This is a genomic window from Thermorhabdus hydrogeniformans (assembly GCF_049310025.1).
Lineage (GTDB): Bacteria > Bacillota > Thermosediminibacteria > Thermosediminibacterales > Tepidanaerobacteraceae > JBJYKD01.
The window spans coordinates 48250-72470 of sequence record NZ_JBJYKD010000013.1 but is presented as its reverse complement, the minus strand read 5'-3'; the positions used below and the strand labels follow the sequence as shown (position 1 = coordinate 72470).

22 protein-coding genes, 1 CRISPR repeat array and 1 other annotated feature are annotated in these 24221 nt (G+C 43.7%); all 22 genes read right to left on the bottom strand.

From position 1 onward, the window contains the following. Positions 1–247 precede the first annotated feature (247 nt). Positions 248–686: direct repeats of the CRISPR family, unit length 31 nt; unit sequence GTTTCAATCCCTTATAGGCAGGCTAGTAACC. 181 nt (positions 687–867) lie between these two features. Next, positions 868–1131 (bottom strand): CRISPR-associated endonuclease Cas2, encoded by a 264-nt coding sequence (cas2, locus tag ACKX14_RS08435; RefSeq protein ID WP_422446592.1) that lies wholly within the window; start codon positions 1129–1131, stop codon positions 868–870. A 21-nt stretch (positions 1132–1152) separates the two neighbouring features. After that, positions 1153–2145 (bottom strand): type I-B CRISPR-associated endonuclease Cas1b, encoded by a 993-nt coding sequence (gene cas1b / locus ACKX14_RS08430; protein ID WP_422446590.1) that lies wholly within the window; start codon positions 2143–2145, stop codon positions 1153–1155. Between the two features lie 51 nt (positions 2146–2196). Then, a complete protein-coding gene (gene cas4, locus ACKX14_RS08425; protein WP_422446588.1) occupies positions 2197–2703 on the bottom strand; it encodes a CRISPR-associated protein Cas4 in 507 nt (168 codons plus the stop codon). Positions 2704–2731: 28 nt separating this feature from the next. Further along, entirely contained in the window at positions 2732–5176 is a 2445-nt protein-coding gene (cas3, locus tag ACKX14_RS08420) for a CRISPR-associated helicase Cas3' (RefSeq protein ID WP_422446598.1), read from the bottom strand. Beyond that, positions 5170–5868: a CRISPR-associated protein Cas5 gene (gene cas5 / locus ACKX14_RS08415; RefSeq protein ID WP_422446586.1), complete on the bottom strand. Its 699-nt coding sequence runs from the start codon at positions 5866–5868 to the stop codon at positions 5170–5172. Before cas5 ends, cas3 begins: the two co-directional genes overlap by 7 nt. Positions 5869–5908: 40 nt before the next feature. Next, positions 5909–6844, bottom strand: a complete 936-nt coding sequence (locus ACKX14_RS08410) for a CRISPR-associated protein (protein ID WP_422446584.1) — start codon at positions 6842–6844, stop codon at positions 5909–5911. A 6-nt stretch (positions 6845–6850) separates the two neighbouring features. Further along, entirely contained in the window at positions 6851–8929 is a 2079-nt protein-coding gene (locus ACKX14_RS08405) for a hypothetical protein (RefSeq protein WP_422446582.1), read from the bottom strand. 51 nt (positions 8930–8980) lie between these two features. Next, complete coding sequence (gene cas6, locus ACKX14_RS08400) at positions 8981–9724, bottom strand: CRISPR-associated endoribonuclease Cas6 (protein ID WP_422446580.1); 744 nt, start codon at positions 9722–9724, stop codon at positions 8981–8983. 116 nt (positions 9725–9840) lie between these two features. Then, on the bottom strand, positions 9841–10452 hold the full coding sequence (locus tag ACKX14_RS08395; protein WP_422446578.1) for a lysophospholipid acyltransferase family protein: 612 nt from the start codon (positions 10450–10452) through the stop codon (positions 9841–9843). A 191-nt stretch (positions 10453–10643) separates the two neighbouring features. Then, positions 10644–11405 carry a YlmH family RNA-binding protein gene (locus ACKX14_RS08390; RefSeq protein WP_422446576.1) on the bottom strand — a complete coding sequence of 254 codons (762 nt, stop codon included), beginning with the start codon at positions 11403–11405 and terminating at the stop codon, positions 10644–10646. 351 nt (positions 11406–11756) lie between these two features. Beyond that, the gene (locus ACKX14_RS08385) at positions 11757–12266 is read right to left on the bottom strand and encodes a tryptophan transporter (RefSeq protein ID WP_422446574.1); all 510 of its coding nucleotides are present in this window, start codon (positions 12264–12266) and stop codon (positions 11757–11759) included. Positions 12267–12314: 48 nt separating this feature from the next. After that, positions 12315–13667, bottom strand: a complete 1353-nt coding sequence (locus ACKX14_RS08380) for a TrpB-like pyridoxal phosphate-dependent enzyme (RefSeq protein WP_422446572.1) — start codon at positions 13665–13667, stop codon at positions 12315–12317. A gap of 198 nt (positions 13668–13865) precedes the next feature. Beyond that, positions 13866–14176 (bottom strand) — a binding site (T-box leader). Between the two features lie 172 nt (positions 14177–14348). After that, on the bottom strand, positions 14349–15059 hold the full coding sequence (locus tag ACKX14_RS08375; RefSeq protein WP_422446570.1) for a GGDEF domain-containing protein: 711 nt from the start codon (positions 15057–15059) through the stop codon (positions 14349–14351). A gap of 288 nt (positions 15060–15347) precedes the next feature. Beyond that, a complete protein-coding gene (locus ACKX14_RS08370) occupies positions 15348–16190 on the bottom strand; it encodes an ABC transporter permease (protein WP_422446568.1) in 843 nt (280 codons plus the stop codon). Beyond that, positions 16162–17088 carry an ABC transporter ATP-binding protein gene (locus ACKX14_RS08365; protein WP_422446566.1) on the bottom strand — a complete coding sequence of 309 codons (927 nt, stop codon included), beginning with the start codon at positions 17086–17088 and terminating at the stop codon, positions 16162–16164. The genes ACKX14_RS08370 and ACKX14_RS08365 overlap by 29 nt, the downstream gene beginning before the upstream one ends. 4 nt (positions 17089–17092) lie before the next feature. Continuing rightward, positions 17093–18253 carry a DUF2275 domain-containing protein gene (locus tag ACKX14_RS08360; RefSeq protein WP_422446564.1) on the bottom strand — a complete coding sequence of 387 codons (1161 nt, stop codon included), beginning with the start codon at positions 18251–18253 and terminating at the stop codon, positions 17093–17095. Between the two features lie 3 nt (positions 18254–18256). Then, positions 18257–18760 (bottom strand): sigma-70 family RNA polymerase sigma factor, encoded by a 504-nt coding sequence (locus ACKX14_RS08355; protein ID WP_422446562.1) that lies wholly within the window; start codon positions 18758–18760, stop codon positions 18257–18259. Between the two features lie 234 nt (positions 18761–18994). Next, positions 18995–19327, bottom strand: coding sequence for a hypothetical protein (locus ACKX14_RS08350; protein WP_422446560.1), 333 nt, complete (start codon positions 19325–19327; stop codon positions 18995–18997). A gap of 264 nt (positions 19328–19591) precedes the next feature. After that, on the bottom strand, positions 19592–20536 hold the full coding sequence (locus tag ACKX14_RS08345; protein ID WP_422446558.1) for an AAA family ATPase: 945 nt from the start codon (positions 20534–20536) through the stop codon (positions 19592–19594). A 999-nt stretch (positions 20537–21535) separates the two neighbouring features. Then, positions 21536–21835 carry a sigma-70 RNA polymerase sigma factor region 4 domain-containing protein gene (locus tag ACKX14_RS08340; RefSeq protein ID WP_422446556.1) on the bottom strand — a complete coding sequence of 100 codons (300 nt, stop codon included), beginning with the start codon at positions 21833–21835 and terminating at the stop codon, positions 21536–21538. 817 nt (positions 21836–22652) lie between these two features. Beyond that, entirely contained in the window at positions 22653–23006 is a 354-nt protein-coding gene (locus ACKX14_RS08335; protein ID WP_422446554.1) for a LytTR family DNA-binding domain-containing protein, read from the bottom strand. A gap of 209 nt (positions 23007–23215) precedes the next feature. Further along, positions 23216–23932 (bottom strand): hypothetical protein, encoded by a 717-nt coding sequence (locus ACKX14_RS08330; RefSeq protein WP_422446552.1) that lies wholly within the window; start codon positions 23930–23932, stop codon positions 23216–23218. Between the last annotated feature and the right edge of the window lie 289 nt (positions 23933–24221).

The following is a 24221-nucleotide window of genomic DNA, read 5'->3' as shown; positions in this document are numbered from 1 at the left end:
CCATTAACAATAAAACAGGAGAGGTAATAATTACCACTCCCAGACAGGAAAAGAAAGTTACTATTGATTTTAGCGAAGCTGGTAAGCAAATTCCGGAACAGGAAGAGCTATTGACTTTTGCAATGCACGGAGGTGGCAAGATTGCAACACGCCAGCTATTTGATAGACTTCATATTACCGTTCACGTATACCATGACCGAGTGGAGGTGAGAGGGTTAATACCAATAGGGAATATCAATATTAGTTCGTTTCAATCCCTTATAGGCAGGCTAGTAACCTGGAACAATAATGATAAACTCATTCTCGTTGATGGGCAGTTTCAATCCCTTATAGGCAGGCTAGTAACCCCGCTGGGGATAGACGAGAAGCAGGTCGTTGGAGAGTTTCAATCCCTTATAGGCAGGCTAGTAACCTCGCCTGGTGATATGAGCATAACCATTACCAGAGGCGTTTCAATCCCTTATAGGCAGGCTAGTAACCGCTAGTGTTTTCTTTTCAATTCCTTCCTTCATTTGCTCGTTTCAATCCCTTATAGGCAGGCTAGTAACCACAATTAATTTCTTTACAAGTAAACTTAATGAGTATTTGTTTCAATCCCTTATAGGCAGGCTAGTAACCTCTGCTTCCTGTTTGTTGTCTTTGGTTTTGTATCTATGTTTCAATCCCTTATAGGCAGGCTAGTAACCCCACAAAATAACGCAAAAACTAAAGTTTTAAGCATTAATAACGTTTATTAAATTTTCTATAATTATTTCGCCATTAAATTAAAAAATCCTTCTGAAGCAGTAGTAATTCTGACTTTCAGCGTAATTAGCATTTGTCGTCGACCTCCAGGGGTTTTTGCATCACCGGAGGTCGACGACATTTTTATAGAAATATTTCATCTCCGCCTTTTTTTATCCCCAGCGTTTCGCGCTCGGAATATTTAGTGGTCCTCAGTATATAAAAAATAACTGAGTCTTCATCTTCCACTATTGCCCTTTTTAATTCCAGTTTTAATTTCTTGTATGCCGCTTCTGTTATTTCTCCTTCAAGGACCGAATTTTGAACCCAGGTAAGATATTTCCGACAGATTTTTAATACCTTTCCCACCCTTTTTTCTCCAACGTCATATACAAGTATTAAAAACATGAGAATTCTGAAGCCTCCGGATTACCACCTGGCGACAAAAGCGCTGTATTCTTGTTCTCCTATGAGATGTTTTTCCAGTTTGTATAACTCGAGCCTTATAAGCCTTCTATATGAAACGTTTTTGCCGATTTGCTTGTGTTTGAAAGTAGTGGAAAGCTTTTCCTCCAGTTCTTTTATAAATTCCCTTTTTGCTTTTTCTTTAATAATCAACCCCTCAAAGTCTTTTTCAAAATCGTCTTTTGTTATTACTTTCCTGCCGATAAGGGTAAGTATTACCCTGTCGACTATTATCGGTTTGAAAATCTCCGCTACATCAAGATTCAAGGTAAACCTCCTGAAATTTGTAGCATGGAGAAAACCAATGCGGGGGTCCAGATGTGTTTTATATATTTCGCTCAGTATTATCGTGTAAATCATGGAATTTCCAAAACTTATAAGGGAATTTAAATTATTCTTTGGTGGTCTAGTAGTCCTTTTGTAAAACTTAAAATCCGGGTTCTCTAATATTTTGTCAAAAGAAGAATAATAACATTCTCTAACATTGCCTTCTATGGCCATGAGTTCATCAATTTCATTAAAATTATCTATTCTGCCCTCAAGTTCGCGAATCCTTTCATCGATTTCTGCCAGATCTTTCCCGCGATTTATGTAATACCTTATAACCTGTAAGATGTTTTTTACCGCGCCTTTTACAAATTCCCGCGCGATTGCCATCCTTTTTTCTTTATCCAAATAGTGCTCGGCCTGCTTTAAAATCATATAACCTGAATTAAGAAATTCCCTGGGATAAAAGGATCCTATATAGTAGTCATAGTAGTTAAAAAAATGAACTATTATTTCGTTTTGGGCCGCAAATTCCAGGAACTTCTTGTTCACGTCTACTTCTCCGAAAATGTAGATTTCGCTGGTATTTTCGACAGGTATATAGTTTTTTCTGTCTTCGGTTTCAAGGTAAAGGGTGTTGTCTTTTCTCTTGAGTGCCCCGTTTGAAAAAATATAAATTGCCTTTTTCATACGACGCTAAACTCCTTGAAAGCATATTGGGGAGTAAGTTAAAATAAAAGATCACGACCAGCAGAATTCTTTATACGCACAATTGTTGCACCATCTTATCTTTTCAGGCTTTGGGGGTACAGGTTCATACATCAACCTCATTATGCGGGCTATGGCATTTTCCACCTCTACTATTAGTTGTTCATCTAAAAAAATTTGCTCTCTTCGCTTTTCCTCGACATATCTGAGTTCTCCTTTTGCCTCTATTCCAAGTTTTCTTAGCTCATAAAGGTAAAAAGCCAGTTGCATTCTTGCACTTTGTTCTGCTTTTGAACTCTTTTTAATTTCCGCAACGACAAGCTGTCCATCTCTAGTCCCCAGGATATCTACTTTCCCGCCGTGAAAATTTATTTCCTTTCGTTCTCTGGCGTAACTCTCTTGATGAAAAAACCGTCCAATCGCCACATTTTCATCATCTTCATCCGGGTTTATATTGTGGGATATAAGCCATACCTGACGAGGACAGATAAAGTAATACCATATCAGCGTACCGGTAATATTAATCTCATCGGCCGACACATTAACCCTTCCTTTGCTTGTATCAGTATCAGTACATTCTAAACTCTGTACTATCTTCTATGAGGGCTACTCCTGTATCTTCGCTATAAATTCTATCATCCACCAGATTGCCTATAAAAGCACCTTCGGGTATTGCTACAATGGATTCAGCTTTTTTTGCGCTTAAGCTTACGCAGAATTGCTCCATCATTGCCATGAAGAGTTTTTTATCCTGAAAGGATAAACTCTTCCAGAACTTTTTTTCAAGATAACGCTGATATATATCTGAAACCCCGGATATCCTGAAATATTTCAAGGCGCGCTGAACTCCCTCGGGAATGCTCGGCCCGCCAGTCCCTTCAAATACGCGCGGAACAAAAACCATCACCTTTGGATAATCGCCTTCAAAAGGTTCAATTTTCGCCAGCTCGGACCATTGTCCCATAGCCGCTTCATGTATTAGCTGCATTTTCCCGGTCGGCGGATTTCTTTTAAAAGCTTCCCGGTAAAAATATTCAATGATTCCCCTGGAATCCTTTTCTGAAAATTCCCTACAGCTTTTGAGTTGTTCATCGGTAACTTCCCTGAATACAGGATTTCTATAAACGTATGGCCTCGGGTCCACACCGTCGTCCCTTACAAAATCCACAATAAGGATTTCAGCCGGATCGCCTTCCCCGTGCCGGTTGCCACGGCCTGCAGCTTGAATTACAGAAGGTATAATAGAACGCGCTCTTATTATGCACCGAAAACTCAAATCTACGCCTGCCTCGAGAATCTGAGTGCAAACTACAAGGCACTTTTTTCCTTTCTTAAGTGAATCCCTTATTTTTGAGATCCAGGTGGATTTATGCAGGGGGGTCATACAACCTGTAAGGTTAAAAATATCTATTTTGGATACATCTTCAGGATGCATATTCCCCCGAAAGATGAGGTCTTTCGCTGCCAAATAAACCCTGGCCGCATCAGCTACAGTATTCAAAATTACTGCCACAGAACCTTTTTCTCTTAACTTATTTACGGCCAGCTCTGCTAAAGCCTGCGCATCCCATTTATTCTCCATAGCTTTTGCTATATAACGCGGATTTAAAGAATCTCCTTTTGAAAGGCAAATATATTCTTCGCTGAGATAATCCGAAGCGCATGGGAGCGTGGCTGTGCATAAAATTGACTGAAAATCCAATCGCCGCGCAGCTGCTTCGAGAGTCTTCAAAAAGGCAGCCCATACTTTTGGTTCTATAATTTGCGGTTCGTCAATTATGACAAAAGCTTTTTCCAGGGCCTTTATCCTGACTGTATGCTGTGCTCTCGTCGGAAATAATGCCAGGAAAAACTGATTGAAGGTAGTAGTCACGATTTTAGATTGCCATGAATCTATAAGGAAGGCACCATTTTCCTCGGCTCTCAGGTGTTCAAAATCTATATCAAGAAATGATAGATGATGGTGCTGGATAATATCGGTTATGCCGGTAGCTTCACGAATGACATTCGTAGCCTGAGATAGAATGGATATATAAGGGGCAACGTAGATTATACGGCTGCACCTGCCCGAGACAACAGCATCTAAAGCTACCCTCAGGGCGGTAAGAGTCTTTCCAAGTCCGGTAGCAAGCTCTAGAGAATAAATTAATCTATCAGGGAAAGACCTGTACGTTTCCAGAGCTTTCTTTTGATGTTCGTTTCTTAGTTTTACAATAGATAAAGTCTCCGGCGTAGCGTTTCTAAGCAGGCGATTGCATTCTTCCGCAAGATTATTTATAGCCATCCGGGCTTCTTCCGGGTGGAAATACGCAAAATCCAGACTTGCAGCATGGAGCCTGTCAGCTGAAATCATAGCTGATGTTCGGTCCCTTATTATCAGATCAGCTACTGCTAAATCCCGATCTGCACTGCTGTCAATATAGCGCACAGCATACCCGAGGGCCCTTTCTGCAACAACCGCCCACCTTTTATCGATACCATGAAGCTTATCCGCAAAACTCCGAGATGTTAGCGTTATTTCTGGGAAATACTCCCTCACAAAATCGAAAAATCCGTCAAGATCTACGGTTTCATAGATATGAACTCCTTCAATGGGCAAAAGGGCCTCTTCCCACGGAGGCCATTGCGGGTCGATGTTTTTAATTGTGCTGTGATGGCCTGCGATATCCAGGGCAAGATTTACGACCAGATACTCCCTAAATCGCCTGGGTAAGTTTTGAATCGTCAGCTGTTCGCTGCAAATAAAAAATATCAGGCTTCCCAGAGGAGAGTGGTTGCCGCCCGAGGCAACCACTCTTTCCCCTTTTTCCTTAGATAGAATGTACATTTGCCACCGCCTTGCGGCCTTGCCAACATCATGACAAAGCCCTGCAAGGAATCTAAGCCTCTCTTCATCGTCTCCTTTAGGATCCCCCATAAATTTTGCAACCGCAAGAAGATGTTCGGTAAGAAGGTTGGGATTCCCGTGCCCGGACTTCGGTCGGGCGACGCACTCCCTGAAAGGAATCACCACAGACAAATTACACCATCCTCAACTTTTAGAATGCGAAAATCAATCGAATCACCGCAGCTTTTTGTTTTAAACTTTATCGGCCTGCCTGACTCTTCAATGATAAAGTTAAGGGTTCCTTCAAAATTCCTGTCGGAGTCAACGGCATATCTGGCCCCCCGCAACGGTAAGTACCTTTCTCCACTTTCGGGGATCAATCTTTCAACCAGGTCTGCAGGAACCACCGTAATTGCAGTAAGGATATCTCCCGGAGCCGGTGATAGTTCTTCGGCCTCGATTACATCTGTAAATCTTGGAAACGTCAGGCAAAAAGCAGATCCCAAGTAGGTGTGAAAAACGCTCCGTCTTTCCTTAATCATATCTTTGAGTATTGCAAAATGATCGCCGGAATAATATACGCGGTAATGTGGTTTTATGACCAGCTGAATCGATGTAGGCCGGTTGAAGGAATCTCCGCCGTCGCCCATCCAGCCTTTTCCAAGCATCGACATTTCCTGGGCTACTGTGCGAACGGGTTGGAGGATGGAATATCCCATCCAGTTTTCGCCGTCTAGCTCGCGTTTCCCCAGAATAGATGCGATCAGACCGCATAGCACGGTCCTTGTCATGGCGGGATACGTGGGGTGCGTCACTATTCCATCCGGCCTGCGGAAGTGGGCAACATCGCCGCGCAATTCAAAGACAAGCAGTTTCAAGCTTTTTCACCTGCCCTATAACTTCGCATCCAGTGCACCACTACCATATCTTTTCCCGGGTTCCCGGAAGTTCACAGCTAAGCGCCAGGGCAGGGTTGACCCAGTATCGTACCCTTTCAATTTTATCTTTGAATTCTCCTTTCGGGCTTAGCACTTCCGCCAGGCGATCCACATTTAGCCTCACCTGCTCCAGGGACGCGGGAGGATTGCCTCCCATCCACGCTTCGCGTCCTGGCTCCAGGGAGATGTAGTCTTCCAGGTATCCTATGCGAAAGAAAGGATCGGAATACTCTACGTGAAGCAGGAAACAGGGTTGCTGTATGCCTCTTCCCCTGGCCTGCCTGTACAGTGTGCCTTTCCAGAGCGCTTCCAGCAGCAGTTCTATATCATCCCGAGTCGCGCCGGTCTCTTTAGCTATACTTTCATTTACGACTCCAGGCATGCAAAATACCGCAAAGGGAACTATATAAGTAGTCCAGATAGTGCCCTGTCCTTTACTCGCATCTTCTGAAGGAATTACCACAGTTCCCTGCACGTAGCGAGTCTCAACTGGATGAAGGGAATGAGCCCATCCAAACTGCACCGGCCCTGTCTGGTTGAAACTCTCTTTTTCCACACTGTATACAGCACCGAATACCCTGACATCGAAAGCTGCAGACATGAGAGCATTCTTTTTGTCAGAGGCATCTGCGACAATCTTTTCCGCAAGTTTTTCTCTGCCCAGAAGTTTGCCGTCTTCTCCTTTTTCCTGTCGAACAAATATATGATACTTTTTCCCCGGACCTCCATCAGGAAAACGGTGCAGAACATAATCTCTTACATCCCGCTTGATACTAACGTCGCTCAATGATATTCTGCCGTCGTCTTCCCCGAATAACCTCCTGGCATCACTATCGTTAAGGGGATCGCGGTTGGGAATTCCGTCCTTTACGCTTTTTACAAACAGTATTTCTCCGGTCTTTGCGATTTCAGGCATCAGACATCACTCCTTTTTTTCGTCTCTTTCAGATGTTTTTGCCGAAAGCGCGTATCCGCTCCAAAACGAGGCTATAAATAGATCTTTTTCGGCTTTAATTCGGTCGCGAAGCCGATTGTAGGCCATCATGGTAACAGCATTCTTTTTGCTTAGTTCCGGTTCCATATAAATGTCCAGGTTTTTGGCATATTCCTCTAACCTAGCTAGCCCCCTGCTCCAGATCACATCCGGAGTAAGGCTGCTGCCGAAAGCCATAACCCGGTGTTTTATAAAATCTTTTTCTTTTACTGCATAATATCTCCTGCTGAACTCCTGTATTACATACCCTGCTGCAAACCCGACCTTTTCTACAGTATCCAAGGCCATACTTTCCGCAGGTGTTTCCACCACCAATCTCCTGAGTTCCTTCCAATCGCTCAATTGACACATACCCCCTTCTATGCCTAAAGTTAAATGATATGCCGAAAGAAAGCTGGCAAAGCCGTGGAAGAAAATGATCTCGTCGAATATCTTCCACTGGGAATTCGGCCAGGTCCTGCTGAGGGTAAATATTCTATGTCCGCAGCCGGCGACGTAACCTTTTTGGTCCAGCTTCTTTCTGGTCATAACCTTCTCCAAGGATTGCCAGAGATAACCAGGACCGTAAGCATTGGCCAGAAGCCATGGAATGGAACCGTAACGGCTTCTAATTCGAGCGTAATTTTCTTCGCTTTTACTTCCGGGAAGTTCTCTCAATAATTCGGCAGCCGACATGGCAGTGTTTTTTGCGATATCATCCAGTTTTATTAAGATAGAGGGGAGCACATCTTCCATCGTAGCTCTCAGGTGCACATCACCTTTACTCCTGTCGCCAGAATAATATACGATGTAAAGCCTGAGAGCATCCTGAAGCCCTTCCTCTGATATTTGACTCTCGAAGCCGACCACCGACTGGATATTCCTTACCCTTCTTTCGGTGGTATGCTCTCTCGAGACCATTAGCGAAATTTCTTCCCCTAAAAGTTCCATATCTTCTCTGGAAAGGCTCATGTCTACCGGGGCAGGATAGGCGCATCCTGTTATATTAACTGACATCGTCCCCGCTTTTTTATTATCTCTCCCGCCAGGGCTATCCACGGGAGCGAATAGCTCTTTCGTAAGCCATCCGGGAACATCTTTTTCCATGCTCCTAAAAGCACTGGCCCCGTAAGTCAGAGCTTTATAGCAGTTCTCGCAAAGTCCGCCGGCTTTATCCGCCAGATTCAACCCTTTTTTTGAGCTCAATTGAGGAAGCGGACAGCTCCATGTAGGAAGAAAAAGCGGCCACGATTTGTTATAAAGGGAGACGAGTCTGTCAATTCTTCCGCACGCCACACATATTCCATTGTCAACCTGTCCTTTTTCCGCACCTTCAGCAAGCTTTGCCTTCCAGAGCCTCTCCAGGATTTTGGTAAGGTCAGCGTAAACCGCCATTCCAGGATAGGCGAAACTGTCGGTGACCTTGAATTCTACCCTTCCATCTATCCTGGCCCCGGAAGGTTTTAACAGGTATGGAGAGTCTTCGTCAATTATGCATATTGCTATCAGCGCCTGGGACTTTTCTTTATCAGAAATATTAGTCTCAGATACCCTGTTTGATATGCTTTTGGCACATATCATTAACTCATTCTCGGACAAACAGGGTTTTTCCGTTCGGACAAGCCGGCCTTTTAGGAAGCTGACCACCCTATCAACATTGCCAGCAAATTCTCTGAAGTCCCCATCATACACTATGTATACCGGGATCGGGTAATAGCCCTGCGGTTTTCTTGGATTGCCTCCCTGGGGAAGAAAGAAAGGCGTGCCGATGGCCCTTTCAAAATCGGGCTTAAAATTACTCTTTTTTGATCTTTTTCCCGGTGCGGTCTCAAAATCTCCCCAGCATACAGGCGGGCTGCAGACTATCCTCGGCTGCGGACTGCGGTAGACCTCTACAATATAAATCCTCTGAAGAAAACTTCCTGCCAGCGGATCACCCAGGGCTGAAAGCTCCTTTATAATCTCTCGGGGTGAGGGAGAAGAGCTCATCAGCACTTTGCCGAGTCGAACAAGGCTATCTACTATCATTTCCTATTTTCACCCTTTTTTAGTAAATATTGATTCGCATCAAATTCTATCTTACCGCTTCCCACCTCCTGCAATCTCCAGGCAGCCAAACCCCGCGCTGTTTTTGGCCCCCAGACCCCAGTCCAGGGCAAGTTTAAGGTATCTGGCGGGGCCAGAGATCAGGGCGTAGCCGCTATATCCTTTAATTACGGTGTTTTTGTATTTTACTATATTGATTTTCGGCTCTCCTTTAAATTCTAAACATAATTCAGTCGCCGGCTCTTCTTCCCATCCCAAAGCACGAGCTTTTCGCACCAGGTTATCCCGGCAGAGGGATGTAAATTCAGACTCCCGCGGAGAAAAAAAACAAGTGTATTTAGACCCATCAAGCCTCAGCATTGTAGAATATATAGTTACAGGAGACAGAGTCCTGACGAAAATACTGCTGTCGACAACCTTCGGATCCGTTATCTCCACTTTTGAGACCGGAAAAGAAGATTTCCCCAGGATAATCTCGCCTCTTTTCAAAAGCCCCGTTGAAAGGCTATGACAAACTTCCGGAATAGGTGAGGTTACCACAAGGGATGCACCTTTGGGAAAGTAAATCACGCCGCTCCTGCTATTTAATTTATATTCTCCCATCAACCGGCTGAAACATATTGGTTTTAATCTTCGCTTTTCCAGCACCAGCCCCTTATCATGCATCCAGGTAGCCATCTCATCGTCAAGCAGGGAGTACAGGGCTGTCTGCAGGTAATAGGGGTAAGATATGCTGGTTTCAAGGGGGATGGGCTCGAAATAGATGTGGATTCTCATAATTTTCCTCCTTAGCGGGACAAAAAAACGTTTGCCTCTGATGTTAGAATTCTATAAAACTCTCTAAAATCCTTCCAGATTAATAAAAAATATTTCGACAAAAATTTACATAAAAATCACTGCCCGGTCCAAAAAAGCAGTGATTTTATCCTGTCCTCTATAAGTATATTTAGCTCATTAAAATCCTCCTGTCTCACTCTCCCCTTTTTTTGCATAGTAACACTTTCCCCCACCCTTAGTTCAATCCTGCCCCGCCGGGGCACGAAAGTTCCCACCGGCAGCACATCCCGCGTCCCGATAACTGCCACGGGTAACACCGGTGCACCGGACTTAAGGGCAAGGTACGCCCACCCGGGCTTGAAGGGGCGCAGTCTTCCATCGGAACTTACGCCTCCCTCGGGAAAAATGGCAACAACCCCTCCGCCTTCTAGAATTCGCAGGACTCTTTTAAAGGAGGCGAAATCCCCCTTTTCACACTTAATCGGAATAGCACCAGCCACTGGCAAGAGGATATTCAATACGGGGATCCTGAAAAGATAGGCTGCAGCAAGGAAGGTTATCCTTCGGGGAATATACGCCATGAGCAACAGCGGGTCCAGCAGGCTCTGGTGATTAGAGACGATTATTAGAGAATCTACTTTTGGCACATTATAGAGACCTTCTACCTTCACCCCGCCGGTGAATCGGAAGAAGGTGTGGAAGAAAAGCTTTGCCAGCAGGTAAAACACCGTTTCACCGCTTTCTCAAAATTTTCATACTATAACCAGGCCAGAATAGATATTAGTTGAAGGTAAGGGATATTTTCTACTCCAGCGTCCTTGCGAGTTCGGCTTCCAAATTATGCTTCTAAAAGCTTGCAGAGCGGTTCCACAAAATGAATTCAAGACACGAGAAGTGTGTGGCTTACACTTTACAACGGCTAACCCGTGTACTTATGCACCCTCACATATATCCGGCCTTTTTTGCTCTGGCCCCCCACCTCCACCACCTTCGCCCTGCCCAGGCGGGCGGCGGAGATGATGTCACCTTCCTTGACAGGTGTGGAAGGGTCTTTTACCACGTTAAAGTTGAGCTTGATGTTCTCGCCCTTTATATACGGCGCCATCTTGGAGCGGGAAATGCCGAAGGCCAGGCTGGCCACGGCGTCCAGGCGCAGCGAAGCCACCGTGCTCTTCATTTCCTTAAAATTCCTTTCGGGCTGGAGGAGTTCTTTTAGCGAAATTTCCTCCACGGCTACCGGGACATTTCCCACCTTAAAGAGGTTGAGGCCTATATACCCCAGTATCTCTTCCTTCACTATGACGTCGGCGCCGCTTTTTGTCACCAGTATGTCCCCCACCTTTTCCCTGGATATGCCGAGCCCCAGGATGGCTCCCAGGTAATCCCTGTGGCCCGGGCGCCCGTCCGGGTTTTTCGGTGTAATCCTCAATGCTCCCAGGGGTGCCACGAAGGGCTCATCCTTCAGGTATTCCGGGAAGGCTACCATTATCTTTCGCTCGGCCTCCTCGTATCCCCCGTCAAAGTAAAATCCCGCCCCCGCGAAACTCCGCGCGGCTTTCTCCGCCACCTGCCGCTCCAGGGGGTCCAGAAAATTGGAAGCCCGCTTTTCCCTGTTTTTCAGGGCAATCTCAAAAAGGTCTTTTATCTTTGCCTCAAGCAGCTTTCCATCAAAAGCGTCCATGGCGCTTTCACCACCGTTTAGTAAACTTAAAATTATTTTACATGATTTAACACGTTCTGTATATATTTTATTGCATGCAATCTTCATATCATGATATACCGGCAGTATTGAGAAAACGGCGGGAAAATATGAGGTTTTCACCTGCTCCATTTATTATGACTTCAGGGAAGCCGTAAACAGCAATCTCCCCCACGGACCCTTGCCGTAAGCCGGGAGAGAAAAAGAAAAATTCCTCCGGGTAAAAAGCGAGGCACCGGAGGATGAAATCCTGAAATCGGGGGGGAAATCCGCGGCATGCTTACGGAAAAAGCAGAGGAAAAGTTATGAGCGGACTTAATAAACAAGTTTCTGTTACGCATTTTTCATAACTTTTCTTGCCGCGAAGACAATATTGTAACATACATATGTCACGAATGTATTAATGATCGCAGTGGGAATCACAACGGTCATAAAAAGCACCGGAAATGCCACCGGCAGACTGCCTACTACCAGAAGTGCTATGGTCAAAAAGACCGTACCGCTTTCCACAGTGCCTAAAAACCCAACTACTGGAACAGAAATATGGGGGCTCAGTTTGGACATGAGTTTTATCAGCAGGGAAACAACAAAGGCCGTTATTATCTCTTCAAAGAAGTTGGCAATCTGGCCGCCGGGGAAAGTTGTGGTCAGTGCGGCAAAGGTTCCTCCCAAGACCCCCGCCAAAAAGGCGTTTTTGGGGCTATTATTAATAAACAGGGCTACAAACAGCATTGCCAGAAGGAAGTTGGGTTTCATGCCGCCGACTATGGGCGGTACCACCTGGTGCAGCACCAGGCCTATAGCCATTAAGAGAGCCGTGAGAATCATGTCCTTTAGTTTCATGGTCTCTCCTCCATTCAATAAAGTTTATCGGCAATGTAAACAAACAAATCATGTTAATTTCTCCAGTATCTTTTTTATTGTTTCTTCCGGCAGGCTGGAGTCCTGCAGGTTGCCGGAAAGGTAGCTGTCATAAGCGGCCATGTCAAAGTGGCCGTGCCCGCTGAGGTTAAACAGTATGGTCCTGCTTTCTCCGGCTTCCCGGGCGGTCAGGGCCTCATCCACAGCCGCTTTTACCGCGTGGGCCGATTCCGGCGCCGGCACTACCCCCTCACTTCGGGCAAACAGAACAGCCGTCTCAAATACGCTTTTCTGTTCATAGGCCCTTGCCTCGATAAGGCCGTCGTGGAGAAGCTGGCTCTGCAGCGGCGATGCGCCGTGGTATCTCAGCCCTCCGGCGTGAATCCCGGGGGGCACGAAGTCGCTTCCCAGGGTGTACATCATCATCATTGGTGTCAGATGGGCAACATCGCCGAAATCATAAGTGAATTTCCCCCTGGTGAGGCTGGGGCATGCCGCCGGTTCCACAGCCATTATGCGGGTCTTTTTGCCCTCTTTTATTTTGTCGTGGACGAAGGGCATGGCTATGCCGCCGAAGTTGCTGCCGCCTCCCGAACAGGCTATCACCACATCCGGGTAAAACCCGGCCTTTTCCATCTGCTTTCTGGCTTCAAGGCCTATGACCGTTTGATGGAGCAGCACGTGGTTGAGCACACTGCCCAGGGCGTAATTGGTATCGCCGTGGAACGCCGCATCTTCCACCGCCTCGCTTATGGCAATGCCCAGACTGCCCGGCGAATCCGGATCTTTCGCGAGGACGGCCCGGCCCGCCTCAGTCTTGTCGCTCGGGCTGGCGATAACCTGCGCTCCGAAGAGCTGCATCATTGAACGCCGGTATGGTTTCTGGTGGTAGCTCACCTTTACCATGTAGACGGTGCACTCCATCCCAAAAAAGCTGCATGCCATGGCCAGGGCGCTGCCCCACTGCCCTGCGCCGGTCTCGGTGGCAAGTCTCTTTATGCCCTCTTTTTTGTTATAATAGGCCTGCGGTATTGCGGTGTTGAGCTTGTGGCTGCCTGCCGGGCTTACGCCTTCGTATTTATAAAATATCCTGGCCGGGGTATCCAGAGCTTTTTCCAGCCTGTAAGCTCGAATCAGCGGCGACGGCCTCCACAATCTGTATAACTCCCTGACCTCTTCGGGAATTTCTATCCACCGCTCCTGCGACATTTCCTGCTTTATGAGCTCCATTGGGAAAATGGCTTTTAAATCGTCCGGCGCCACCGGGTTTCCCGTAGCCGGGTTCAGCGGCGGCTTGGGCAGGTTTGGCATATCCGCCTGGATATTGTACCAGTGGGTGGGGATCTCCTTTTCGCTCAGCATTATTTTCCTTTCATCAGTCATTATGTTCACTTCCTCACGGTTAAAATTTCGTTCGCCCAAGGACCAAAATAATTTTACACGTGTCTCATCCCTTCAAGTCATATACATCACCCCGCATCTTTTGCCCTCAAGCGCACCCTGTATCGAAAATGTCATTTAGTTTACAGCCCTTCGGCTTTCTATGAGCTTTTATCCATAAATTAAAAAGCACCCGTTCCCTTTCGGGACGGATGCTTTTCCGCGGTGCCACCCAAATTGGTATGCATCCCGATATCAAAAAAGCATCCCACCTTTAGGATGAGATGCTCCTTTGCCACCTAAATGCAAACCCTCTTATCCCGGGTACGGCGAATCTTTCGCGATACCCTGTCCTCGGCTAACGGGGGACTTTCCGTGTGCGACTACTCGCCCTGGCTTTCGTCACACCTTCTCCGGGGCCCATTCACCGCGATTTCCGGTACCGCACTCCCACCAGCGGCGGCTCTCTTTGACCTTCCATCGGGGCTACTCTTCCCCATCATCAAATTATCCTCTTGCGTTGTTTTTTATATTTTAGCACAATATCCTTGAATGCGCAATACCTTCAAAAAAATTTTATTATTCTTCTGTGATATTGTCCGGGTGGAACATTTACACAAAGTTATTTAAGCTCCTTCATATTTGCCGCGTTTTACTGCATTTTCTTGTTTTTTTCATCAGTTTTCATATACTTTCATTCCTGACTCGGATTATACTTTGGTTGGTATATCCTACTACACAATTCTTCCCTTTATTCTTTGCAGCCAGCAAAGCAAAATCCGCCGCTCTAATTACCTCATTAATAGTGTAGCCATCCTCAATGCTGCTTGCTACTCCCATTGAAACGGTCACATTAGGATAAGGGGAATTATCTAAAATACTTATACTGTGTCGAATTTTCTCGCTAACGCTTATAGCATGGCTTTTACCACAATCTTTCAATATAATTACTATTTCCTCTCCTCCATATCTATACACTTTATCTTTACTTCTTATATGGGACTTTATAACTTTGCAAACATTTTGCAAAACAACATCACCGACCTGGTGACCGAACCTATTATTAAACTCTCTAAAATTATCTATGTCTACAAAAATTACTGAATACAATTCATCCTCTTCAATTCTTTTGATATCATTGTCAAATGCTCTCCTATTTAATAAACCTGTCAGTTTATCAACTTTAATATTATCCCTCAAAATAATATTTTCTTCTTTTAACGAAGAATATCTTTTATAATACTTGTGCGCAACAGCATAATTAACAAAACTAAAAATAATTCCCATAAATATGCAGTGTAATAGTTGCCCGTTAAATAAAGGCATAACGATAGCATGGAATATTACACCGTACGCTATCCCTATCATCAGCATACATAAAAGCAGGCCGAGCATTATCCTCTTCTTCCCATGCTCATCACTCCCCGTCGTAACAAATGGTTAACCCTTAACAATTAATTCGTTAAAAGTTACTGTTTCTAAAAGCATAAAGGTCTTCTCAACCATTTCTTTTTCTTTTGTCCAGTATATTTTAACATATCTAATTCTTTCCTGAATCCGCGGTATATTATAACGGTATCCGGTTATCTGGAATTAAACGACCATCACGCCACGAGTCACGGTTTTTCTTAAAAATGCTTTATAAAATGCCGAAAGGGTCCACTGCGTTCAATAAGTCCTTCATCAGATATCCCTGCGGTTAAAGTAACTTACCGCCGTGTATAACGCCGCTATCGCATACATGCCTATATACACCATCATCCAGATGCTGGGTTCGGAACCGGCCCCGAAAAAACCGCCCGAAAGAAAGTTTATACCTGCGCCGGTGAAAAGGGTGGAGTTCATCTTGCGGAAAATCACATCGGTGGGCATGATGAGGCTGGATATGATACCCACATTTATGAGACCCTGGATTTTTTGTCCCGCCATGGCCATCATGGAACCCACCTGCTCCATCATACCGCCCACCATGGCGAATCCGTAAAGCATCACCACCAGGATGCCGGTGTTGAGGGTGGAAAGCCTGGAGCTGCCCCACAGGGCCACCGAAAGCAGGATAATGGGGCCCAGTATGAACAGCAACATGCCCTGTATTAAATTCGGAATTTGAATAATAATCTTAGCCCCCAGAATTTTATTTAAGGCGATAATGGCCGTAAAAAACAATGCACTGTAAAGGGATATCATGGCTCCTATACCCAGGAACTTGCCAATCACCACTTCCCATCGCCGTATGGGCTTTACCAGCAAAGCCTGCATGGCGCCGCTTTCCACATCCCCCGAAATGGCGCCCACTGCCGAGAAAGCCACCAGAAACGCGACAATGAAGTTTGCAAAATAAAGCCCCACGGAAATCAGCTGTGACGAAAGTGCCGCCCTGTATATCTCATTGGAAGTACCGTGCCGGTAAACCTCTCTTAAGCCGAAGCCGTAAAGAGTGAGATACACTATGGTAAGAAAAATTACAAGGCCGAGGGCTTTTTTATTGAGCATTTCCTTAAACGAGAATTTTGCTATCGTCATCATGTTTACCGCCCTCCTCCAGCAGCTTTACAAAAAAGTTCTCAAGAGAATTGTTTGCAGCCTTTATTTCATACAGCAAAGTCCCGGATTCCACGATTATTTTGATGATTTCCGGCACGTCCCGCCGGTTTTTTACCTTAAAGATGAGCATATCGCCTTTGAGCTCCAGATGTTCTGTTTTTCCTTTTAGAGCGTTCAAAAGATTTTCTGAAGGGTTCGAGATCCTGGCCTCCATTCGGGTCCCCGCTTCCAGCATATCCGCAAGTTCGCCCCAGGCAATGATCCTCCCCCGGTTTATTACGGCGACCTCATCGCACACCATTTCCACTTCGCTCAGCAGGTGGCTGTTTAAAAACACGGTTTTACCCTTTTCTTTCAAAGATTTAATAATCCCGCGCACCTCTATTCTTCCCACCGGGTCCAGCGCCGATGTTGGCTCGTCGAGAAACAGAAGGTCCGGGTCGGGGAGAAGCGCCACAGCCAGGCCCAGCCTCTGCTGCATGCCCTTGCTGTAGCCAGACACCCTTTTTTTCTCATGGCCGGTGAGCTTCACCAGGTCGATGAGCTCGGAAATCCTTTTTTGGGGATTTTTCATCCTGTAAAGCTCCGCATGGAATTTCAAGACCTCCAGCCCAGACATCCAGTCGTGGTACTTGAAGTTTTCCGGCAGATAACCTATGCGGCTTTTCACTCCCGTGTCTCCCAGAGGTCTGCCCAGAATTTTTGCGGTGCCGGAAGTGGGCTGCAAAAGCCCCACCAGGGTCTTTACCAGGGTGCTTTTACCGGCGCCGTTGGGGCCCAGCAAGCCGAAGACTTTGCCTTCACCGACCGCAAGGCGGATGTCTGTACATCCGCCCCGGCCGTTATACTGCTTCGTAAGGTTAAAGGTCTCTATTACCATTTTTTCACCTCAAAGACTCCGCTATCTGAAGAACCTGCTCTTCCGGCAGTGAAGTATTTATCCAGTACATGAATTTTCCATCGGACCATACAGCGGAATTACTGTGCCGTGTAGATATAAATATCCCCTGACTGCCGTTTACAGCGATATTCCTGACATCCGTATCATCTCCGACAGGCACGGGCAAAGTATTTTTCCAGTCTTTTATATCGACCAGCTGTTGCCTTATATTTTCCGGCATAAAGGGAAGAGAAACCACTGCGTCCCTCACGGCTTCCAGGTCCACATTATCAGGCACAAGAATATCAGGTGATTCCGTTTCCTGTATGGTTATCCACTGCGTTATACCGCCGCGTTTTAATGAGCCTTCATAGGACAAAACGACGTCGTTTTTTACGGAAATTGAAAAGGTCTTGCCGTCCAGGACTTCGGGAAAGAACTTCGTCCCGCCGAATGTGGAAATCAGCTGATTCAGATTTTTAACATTGGGAGTTATCTCTATACGTGCGGGATTCGACACCCGTATATTTGTCAGTCTGAAGCCTTCGGGGACTTCCGGCAGCACAATGTCTATACCCATATCATCTTCTATTGATTTTAAAGCTGATTTTAAAACCTCATCCGATGATGAACCTTCCTCAAACTTAAGCTCTTTACTCAGACCCCCTCCTTCAACCTTCACCCTCCCATATTGTTTAAGGTCAATATTTTTCATACCTTTTTCTTCAAGTTGCTCCTTTATTCTGGCCAAATCGTCGGAGGTGAAAGTTACAGCTTTAAATTTGGATACTCTGAAAATGCTCAGGAAATCCGCCGCCGCATTTCTCACGGGAGCCACCCATATTATTGAAGAGATAAGCACCGCTGCAGCCGCTCCGGCCGCTATCTTTTTGTACCTGTTTATCATGTAAAACACTCCTTTTTCAATATTGTTTTTAGCGGGGCGCCGGTTAAATCTATCCCAGGCCCCGTCTTTGCAGAGAAGGTTAAAAGCCTTTTCCTCCATGGCCAGCTTCTCTTCCACAAAAGCATCGACTGCACTCATCTCATCGTATTTTCTCCGGCATTTTTCGCATATTTTCAGGTGCTTGCAAACCTCTTTCGATTCCGCCGGAGAAAGTTCCAGGTCTATATACGCCTGGATCATGCCCTCATCATAGCACACGCTTCACACCTCCCCGTACAGTTCTTTAAATTTCCTCTGGGCCCTGGCCACAAGGGTCCCCACCGAAGTCTTTTTCACCTTCAAAACTTTTGCTATCTCATCATAGGAATAGTCCGAATGCTTCATTATCAGGATGGTCCTGTCCCTTTCATCCATCGCGTTTAAAACCTCGCGCACATGCATCACTTCTTCATTTTGCTGAAAGGGCGTGTATACAGGCAGCCCATCCATCTCCCACACCCTGGCTTCTCTCAACATACGGCTCCTGTCACTCCTTATGCGGTTTAAAGCTACGTTTTTCGCCACCCGGTAAAGCCATGCTCCCAAATACTCTTCATTTTTCAGGGGATGTTCGTAAAGCCTTATAAAGACTTCCTGGGCCAGATCCTCCGCCAGGTACGGGTCATGCAGCATGCATGCGAGCTGTCTCAATATCCTGTCATAGTATTCCATGAATACTTTCTTGAACTCCAGAAGAACACCCCCTCCTCCGGGCCCGGTCTTCATATATATTAACACAGCAAAAAAGGAAAATGTGACAGAAGGCAATAAATTAGCTATAAAACAATCCCGATCATCAGTTCTTCGCCCCTTTTATTGCCCGTTACCCCGTCTATGACCTCCCGCTGGAGCTGCTATCATAAACCCGCCTTTTAATGCTCAGTGGCGGGCCCGTAATATCACAGGCTGTCCTGGCACCCTGACTTCGATAATTCAGAGTTATCCCTCCCGGTCTAGAAGTCATTTTTCATTCTTCTTCTTGCGGTTTCTCATTCGTGAATATTTTTGAACACCTCCGATTAAAAGACCGATGGATATGAGGAAAGGAATGATTAAAGATATTAAAGAAAACAAGGTAAATTTCGAAGAAACGAGAACCATTATGGCTGGAGCAATATATAGCAGGCCGACAATAATGAGTAAAAGGGGGTATTTTGTTAACCTGCCTACAGGTCTCGGGACGCGGCCTGTGCCTATGTAATGTCCGGGGTTATACTGGTTATCCAGCCAATCCTGTAAATCTTCCATATCCTTTTCAAATTCATTTTTCTCTTCTGGGGAATCTTTTTTCAAGAAAAAACACCTCCCATTTTACGGTACTACCCGTTATGGGGCCATATATTTTTAACCATCATCGGGGGTCTTGTCGCTTCAGGTATAAGTCACCGCAGGTTTCTGGTTGAATTGCCCTGATCTGCGGAAGATGCGGTAAGCCGCCGGCGGCAAAACTACAAAAAGTCGCCATAGAGGCGGAAAAGGCCGTGGCTCCTCCCGGTGTATTTACAAGGCCTCCCCATGTACCGGCCGTTGAAGAAAAGAATATGCAAAAATCCTCTTTTAAATCATGGTCTGTTCTATCAGCTGTTCTTTTTTCTGCCTCAATTGCGCCATTTCCGAGGCATTTTGACTCAGCTCCTCTTCCAGGCGATCCTTCAATCGTTTTACCCTTTCGTTCACTTCACGGGCTTTGTTCAGTGCTTCATTGATATTGGATTGCACCATCCAGTCCACTATGATCCCATCAAAGAAGTAATCGGCAAAGGTCAAACATCCATCTATATTTATTTCAAGATCCGTATCCATCTGGACATCTTTCAATTCTCTTTGCAGGCGTCGCAAATTGTATTGAACATCGGCTATGGCGTCTCTGGCGTCATCGATTTTTGAATGTTTTATGGCAGTGGAAATCAGGCCTCCGCCGAGCATATCCCATATTCCCCAACCAGCGGCACTATCCAGGCTGTCCAAAACCCTTTCCAGAGATGATAGCACATAACCTGCAGCTTCTCTGGCTTCCAGGAGTTCCTTTTCCCTGGCCTGAAGACGCCCCTCTTCCTCGGAAAGCTGAAACAGTTCGCCCGCTGCCTGGTTTTTCTTATTTTTCAATATTTCCTCTTTTTCTTTCAAGAGCATTTGATACTCCTGCTCGGCGTGTTCCAGTGATTCCATTTGAGAGCTCAGAGATTTTAACTGCTTTAAAAGCTCTTGTTCAACTCTCTGAGATGTTTCATATTCCAACCTGGCCGCAAGATACTCCTGCTGTTCTTTGTCAAGTTTCTCATCTTTGTTACCCATGATGGTGGCAAAAACATTAGCAAGACTCAAATGTTTTAGATTTTCCACATCTCTTCTTTCTTTCTCGAGAATCACGGCTAATTCCATTTTTCTCTGCGTTGATTGGGATAAATCTTTTTTAACAGATTCCAATTTTTTCTTTATTCTTATAGCCGTATCCCGTTTTTCTCTCGCTTCCCGAATTCGTTTTTCCAGTTCACTGTTCATGATCTTTCCTCCCGATTCTTGTAATTATATTTTAAATATCAGATTTGAAACCATTCAGGTTCATTACCACTATATACTATTTTTAGATGGTGAAGGAATAGAGAAAGGTTTAAATATAGCCTTGGAAGTTCATTACCACTATATATTATTTAGACGGAAAAATGGCCGAAAAAGTTCCGTCCTTTTAAAAAAACATGGGACTAATTCCGCCATCTTTCAGAACAAAAACCCCGGGCATAAGGCCCGAGGGTTTGAAACAAAGATTCTTGTATTTTTTCTCTCAATTTTAATCGATATACTGTAATTTTTCGTAAAATGTTATCATATCTTTTTCTGCTATAAAGCCTGAGGCGGTAAAAAAATTTTTTGAGAAAAATGTATTTTCATGGAATAATTTTTGAGGTCCGATGTCTTTATATCATAGTAGAAGGTTACGGGTCAGTAATTGAAATTTGCTTTCTTTTCTATAGGACTCAATAGTTACGCCGATTTCTTCCATGGCAGAATAATTCTCAGTATAGCCTTCTACGACCAAATCACAGCAGTCCCTGTTTAAAAACAGAAACGGAATTCACCTCTCCCCAAACTTCATAAGTGTTATATTCTTCAATGACAGACTATGTTTCATACTCTGACCATTTTTCGTCTGTATATCTTTCCAGATAAAACCTTATACCAATAGTGTCGAACGAATAATAATCCATCTCTCTTTCAAATATTTTCTTATAAAACCTGTTATTGGCATTTGCCCTTTCGATAAAATTCAATTATCTCAAGAATCAATTCCTTTTCAAGATCTTCCCTGATATTATGCGTTGCCAAACGGAAATATTTTAATATCAAAGGCATGTATTTTTTTTATTATCTTTTCTTCCATAATCCCTCCTTGTTGCACTAAGTCTTTTTGCAATTTTTATTACTCCCTTCTTTTGTATCCTATTCGGTTTAAATAATCTCTCATTTTTTTAGGGCTTTCTTCATCGTTTTACTTACTTTTGACTAGCTGATTCTTAACTTTTTGGCTATTTCGGTTTGATTGTAACCTCTTACGCTGATAAGATAAATTTTTCTCTCTAGAGACGAAAGAATTGATAAAGCTTGTTTCAAAACTAATCGTTCACAGGCCTGATCTTCAAAAACGCTATCTTCTGTAGCTATCAGGTCAATTACCTCAACTTCATTACCTTCCATTACCACCGGACAGTTTAATATTAATTTCTCTTTTTTATTCTGAGCATGGTTTTTCTTCAAAAACCTGTAAGTTTTATATTTAATCCATTTTTCAATATACGATTCCATGAAAACTCCCCATTTGCATTTCCCTATATATTAAGACGAAGAAATGCAAAAAAAGGTTTCATTTTTTAAAAATTTTTTTAGAAAAGTGGGTTTTTATGGAATAATTTTTGAGCTCAATGTCTTTATATATAGTAGAAAGGTAATTTATTGGGAAAGAGGGTGATTCCATTGAGATAGGCATCGGTTCTTAGAAAATAGTGATAAAACAAGCTGAGAACAATTTGTACTGGGAGGAAAAATTTTAAGAGAAAGCATAAGATTCTTTTAGATACAATTTAAGTTTAAAGGTTCAGACTAGCGGATCTTTTTATAGTGCAGTATATAACGGATTACTTTTGTCAAGAAGGAGAGGTTATTTATGAGAAAAATAATTAGCATTTTAGAAGCGGCTACTGATATGGTTATAAAAGCTATAACGAAAATGGTACAATAACTTAGACGCATATTCAATGACAATTATTCCTTTTTCCGGACAAGGGGACTCAATTTTTACAATTATGAATCCTGGATGTACATTTTCAATCTCTTGAATTAAGTCCTGGTGTTCCTCTACAACAGGTAGTTTTTAAGGCCCTGTGTATGCTCTTCCATAAGTAAAGTCTACCCAATCGCCATTATTGTCTGTGCAGCCTTTCTCTTTGACATCACAAATATCGGATAAAACGGCCGCTATTACTATGAGACTTACACCTATCAATGGTCAAGCAATTACTCGCGATTTTTGAGAGGTTGTAAAATTTTTGGACAGTCAATTTTAGCAGAATGCGATCAGAAAACATGAGCAACAACAAGAAAGTCTATGTTATTGAAATGCGAATCAACGATTTAGGTTTATCACGACTTTTTTCAGTTCCTTCCTGCCTCTTCTGCTGATAATTGCTTTTTCTTCAATACAAAAGAACTCTATTTCCCATTCACCATAATTGTTAATAATTCTCTTAATATAATTTAAATTTACCAAAAATGATTTATGGCTGCGAAAAAAATTGTCACCCTTCAACTTACTTTCAATCTCTTTTAAAGTGTTTTTAATAATATAAGTTTCCCCGGTTTTTGTATATATTTCGGCTAATTTACTTTTTAGACAGATCATTACAATTTCATTTGGATTAAGGAAAACAATCTCGTTTTTATTTTTAAGGTCAAAACACACTGTTTCTACATTGCTCATTTTCCGTCTACATATCCCCTTCCTTCCCAAGTTTGGCGACATACCTTCTCCGGTATACGCACCAAAAATTCAGTTACATTTTCCCCGTTAATATAGACGAAAAAAGTGCCAAGAAGGTTTCTTTTTTTAAATGGATTACAATAAAAAAAGAGCCCTCGGCTCCTTTATAATTCAGTTAAATTGAATAACTTTTATTATGCTTGCTTTTATTACGCTACTCCTCCCGAACCTCTTATTTGTTTATTATCAGGGCTTATAAATTTAATATAATATTTTTTACTTCTAGACAAATTATCTATCATCCATCTATATCCATCGTCAATATATTCTTCAAATTCTGCAACAACTTTATTTGTTCCTGACTCTATTAGCTGCATTTTCAGGTTATGTGAAGTCTCGGGTTTATCAATTGTAATACATATAGATGGAGCAATTCCATCATCATAAGGTATATAGTTATAATCTGAATATAAATATGATTTAAAACTATACGTAAAGCTTCTACCACCCTTTTGTAAATCCCAGGTTTTAGTTGGTATGCTTGTTCCATACGGGCTAACCTCATCATCACTTAAAACGCTGATATTTTCCGGCGAATCTTTTTTATAGCCCCGCAGGCGCCTGCCTTCCAGTGCTTTGATAATTTCCTCACCTTTAATAATAATTGTTTGCACTCCTTGATCTTTTTCCGGCGAGGTATAATTGTAAGATCTTATAATACCTCTATCCGCTAACTTTTTGAAATTTTCTTCCCCCTTAATAATAATCGATTTTACTCCTTCGGTTTGTTCATTTTCCGGGGTTTTATTATCACCAAGCTTAACTTTTATACCTGATACAATATCAGATGCAAAAACAACCGACGCTGAAGTTATAATAAGCAAACTACAGATCAGCAGCGATATGAGTCTTTTGCGGATAAACATTTTTGATTCCTCCCAGTTAAAATATCATGGATTCACCCTCTTCTTCACATAGGGGAAAGGCCCGGGATAGCTTCTCATACTGTATCATGGACGCCTAGCTTTAACCACATCACCATCCTCTCTTTGTTATTTGAAAATGGTGAAATCTCAGTTATATTATATCATCAATTATGGCCAGTTTAGGAAAATGTATCCTTATTTGCATATTTTTAAACCTTAACTGTCAATTTTGCAATTTTTTTGGTCAATTTTTCAACTTTACGGTTATAATTTTAATCGAATGATAAAC

What these genes read in the sequence shown, in the direction of transcription:
- ACKX14_RS08370 (WP_422446568.1), bottom strand. Translation starts at nt 16,190, where the DNA reads ATGATGACGATAGCAAAATTCTCGTTTAAGGAAATGCTCAATAAAAAA.
- ACKX14_RS08385 (WP_422446574.1), bottom strand. Translation starts at nt 12,266, where the DNA reads ATGAAACTAAAGGACATGATTCTCACGGCTCTCTTAATGGCTATAGGC.
- cas6 (WP_422446580.1), bottom strand. Translation starts at nt 9,724, where the DNA reads ATGAGAATCCACATCTATTTCGAGCCCATCCCCCTTGAAACCAGCATA.
- cas2 (WP_422446592.1), bottom strand. Translation starts at nt 1,131, where the DNA reads ATGTTTTTAATACTTGTATATGACGTTGGAGAAAAAAGGGTGGGAAAG.
- cas1b (WP_422446590.1), bottom strand. Translation starts at nt 2,145, where the DNA reads ATGAAAAAGGCAATTTATATTTTTTCAAACGGGGCACTCAAGAGAAAA.
- ACKX14_RS08345 (WP_422446558.1), bottom strand. Translation starts at nt 20,536, where the DNA reads ATGAACAGTGAACTGGAAAAACGAATTCGGGAAGCGAGAGAAAAACGG.
- ACKX14_RS08365 (WP_422446566.1), bottom strand. Translation starts at nt 17,088, where the DNA reads ATGGTAATAGAGACCTTTAACCTTACGAAGCAGTATAACGGCCGGGGC.
- ACKX14_RS08410 (WP_422446584.1), bottom strand. Translation starts at nt 6,844, where the DNA reads ATGCCTGAAATCGCAAAGACCGGAGAAATACTGTTTGTAAAAAGCGTA.
- ACKX14_RS08405 (WP_422446582.1), bottom strand. Translation starts at nt 8,929, where the DNA reads ATGATAGTAGATAGCCTTGTTCGACTCGGCAAAGTGCTGATGAGCTCT.
- ACKX14_RS08355 (WP_422446562.1), bottom strand. Translation starts at nt 18,760, where the DNA reads ATGAAGACCGGGCCCGGAGGAGGGGGTGTTCTTCTGGAGTTCAAGAAA.
- ACKX14_RS08335 (WP_422446554.1), bottom strand. Translation starts at nt 23,006, where the DNA reads ATGAGCAATGTAGAAACAGTGTGTTTTGACCTTAAAAATAAAAACGAG.
- ACKX14_RS08375 (WP_422446570.1), bottom strand. Translation starts at nt 15,059, where the DNA reads ATGCTCGGCCTGCTTTTATGTATGCTGATGATAGGGATAGCGTACGGT.
- ACKX14_RS08330 (WP_422446552.1), bottom strand. Translation starts at nt 23,932, where the DNA reads ATGTTTATCCGCAAAAGACTCATATCGCTGCTGATCTGTAGTTTGCTT.
- ACKX14_RS08380 (WP_422446572.1), bottom strand. Translation starts at nt 13,667, where the DNA reads ATGACTGATGAAAGGAAAATAATGCTGAGCGAAAAGGAGATCCCCACC.
- ACKX14_RS08340 (WP_422446556.1), bottom strand. Translation starts at nt 21,835, where the DNA reads ATGGAATCGTATATTGAAAAATGGATTAAATATAAAACTTACAGGTTT.
- ACKX14_RS08390 (WP_422446576.1), bottom strand. Translation starts at nt 11,405, where the DNA reads ATGGACGCTTTTGATGGAAAGCTGCTTGAGGCAAAGATAAAAGACCTT.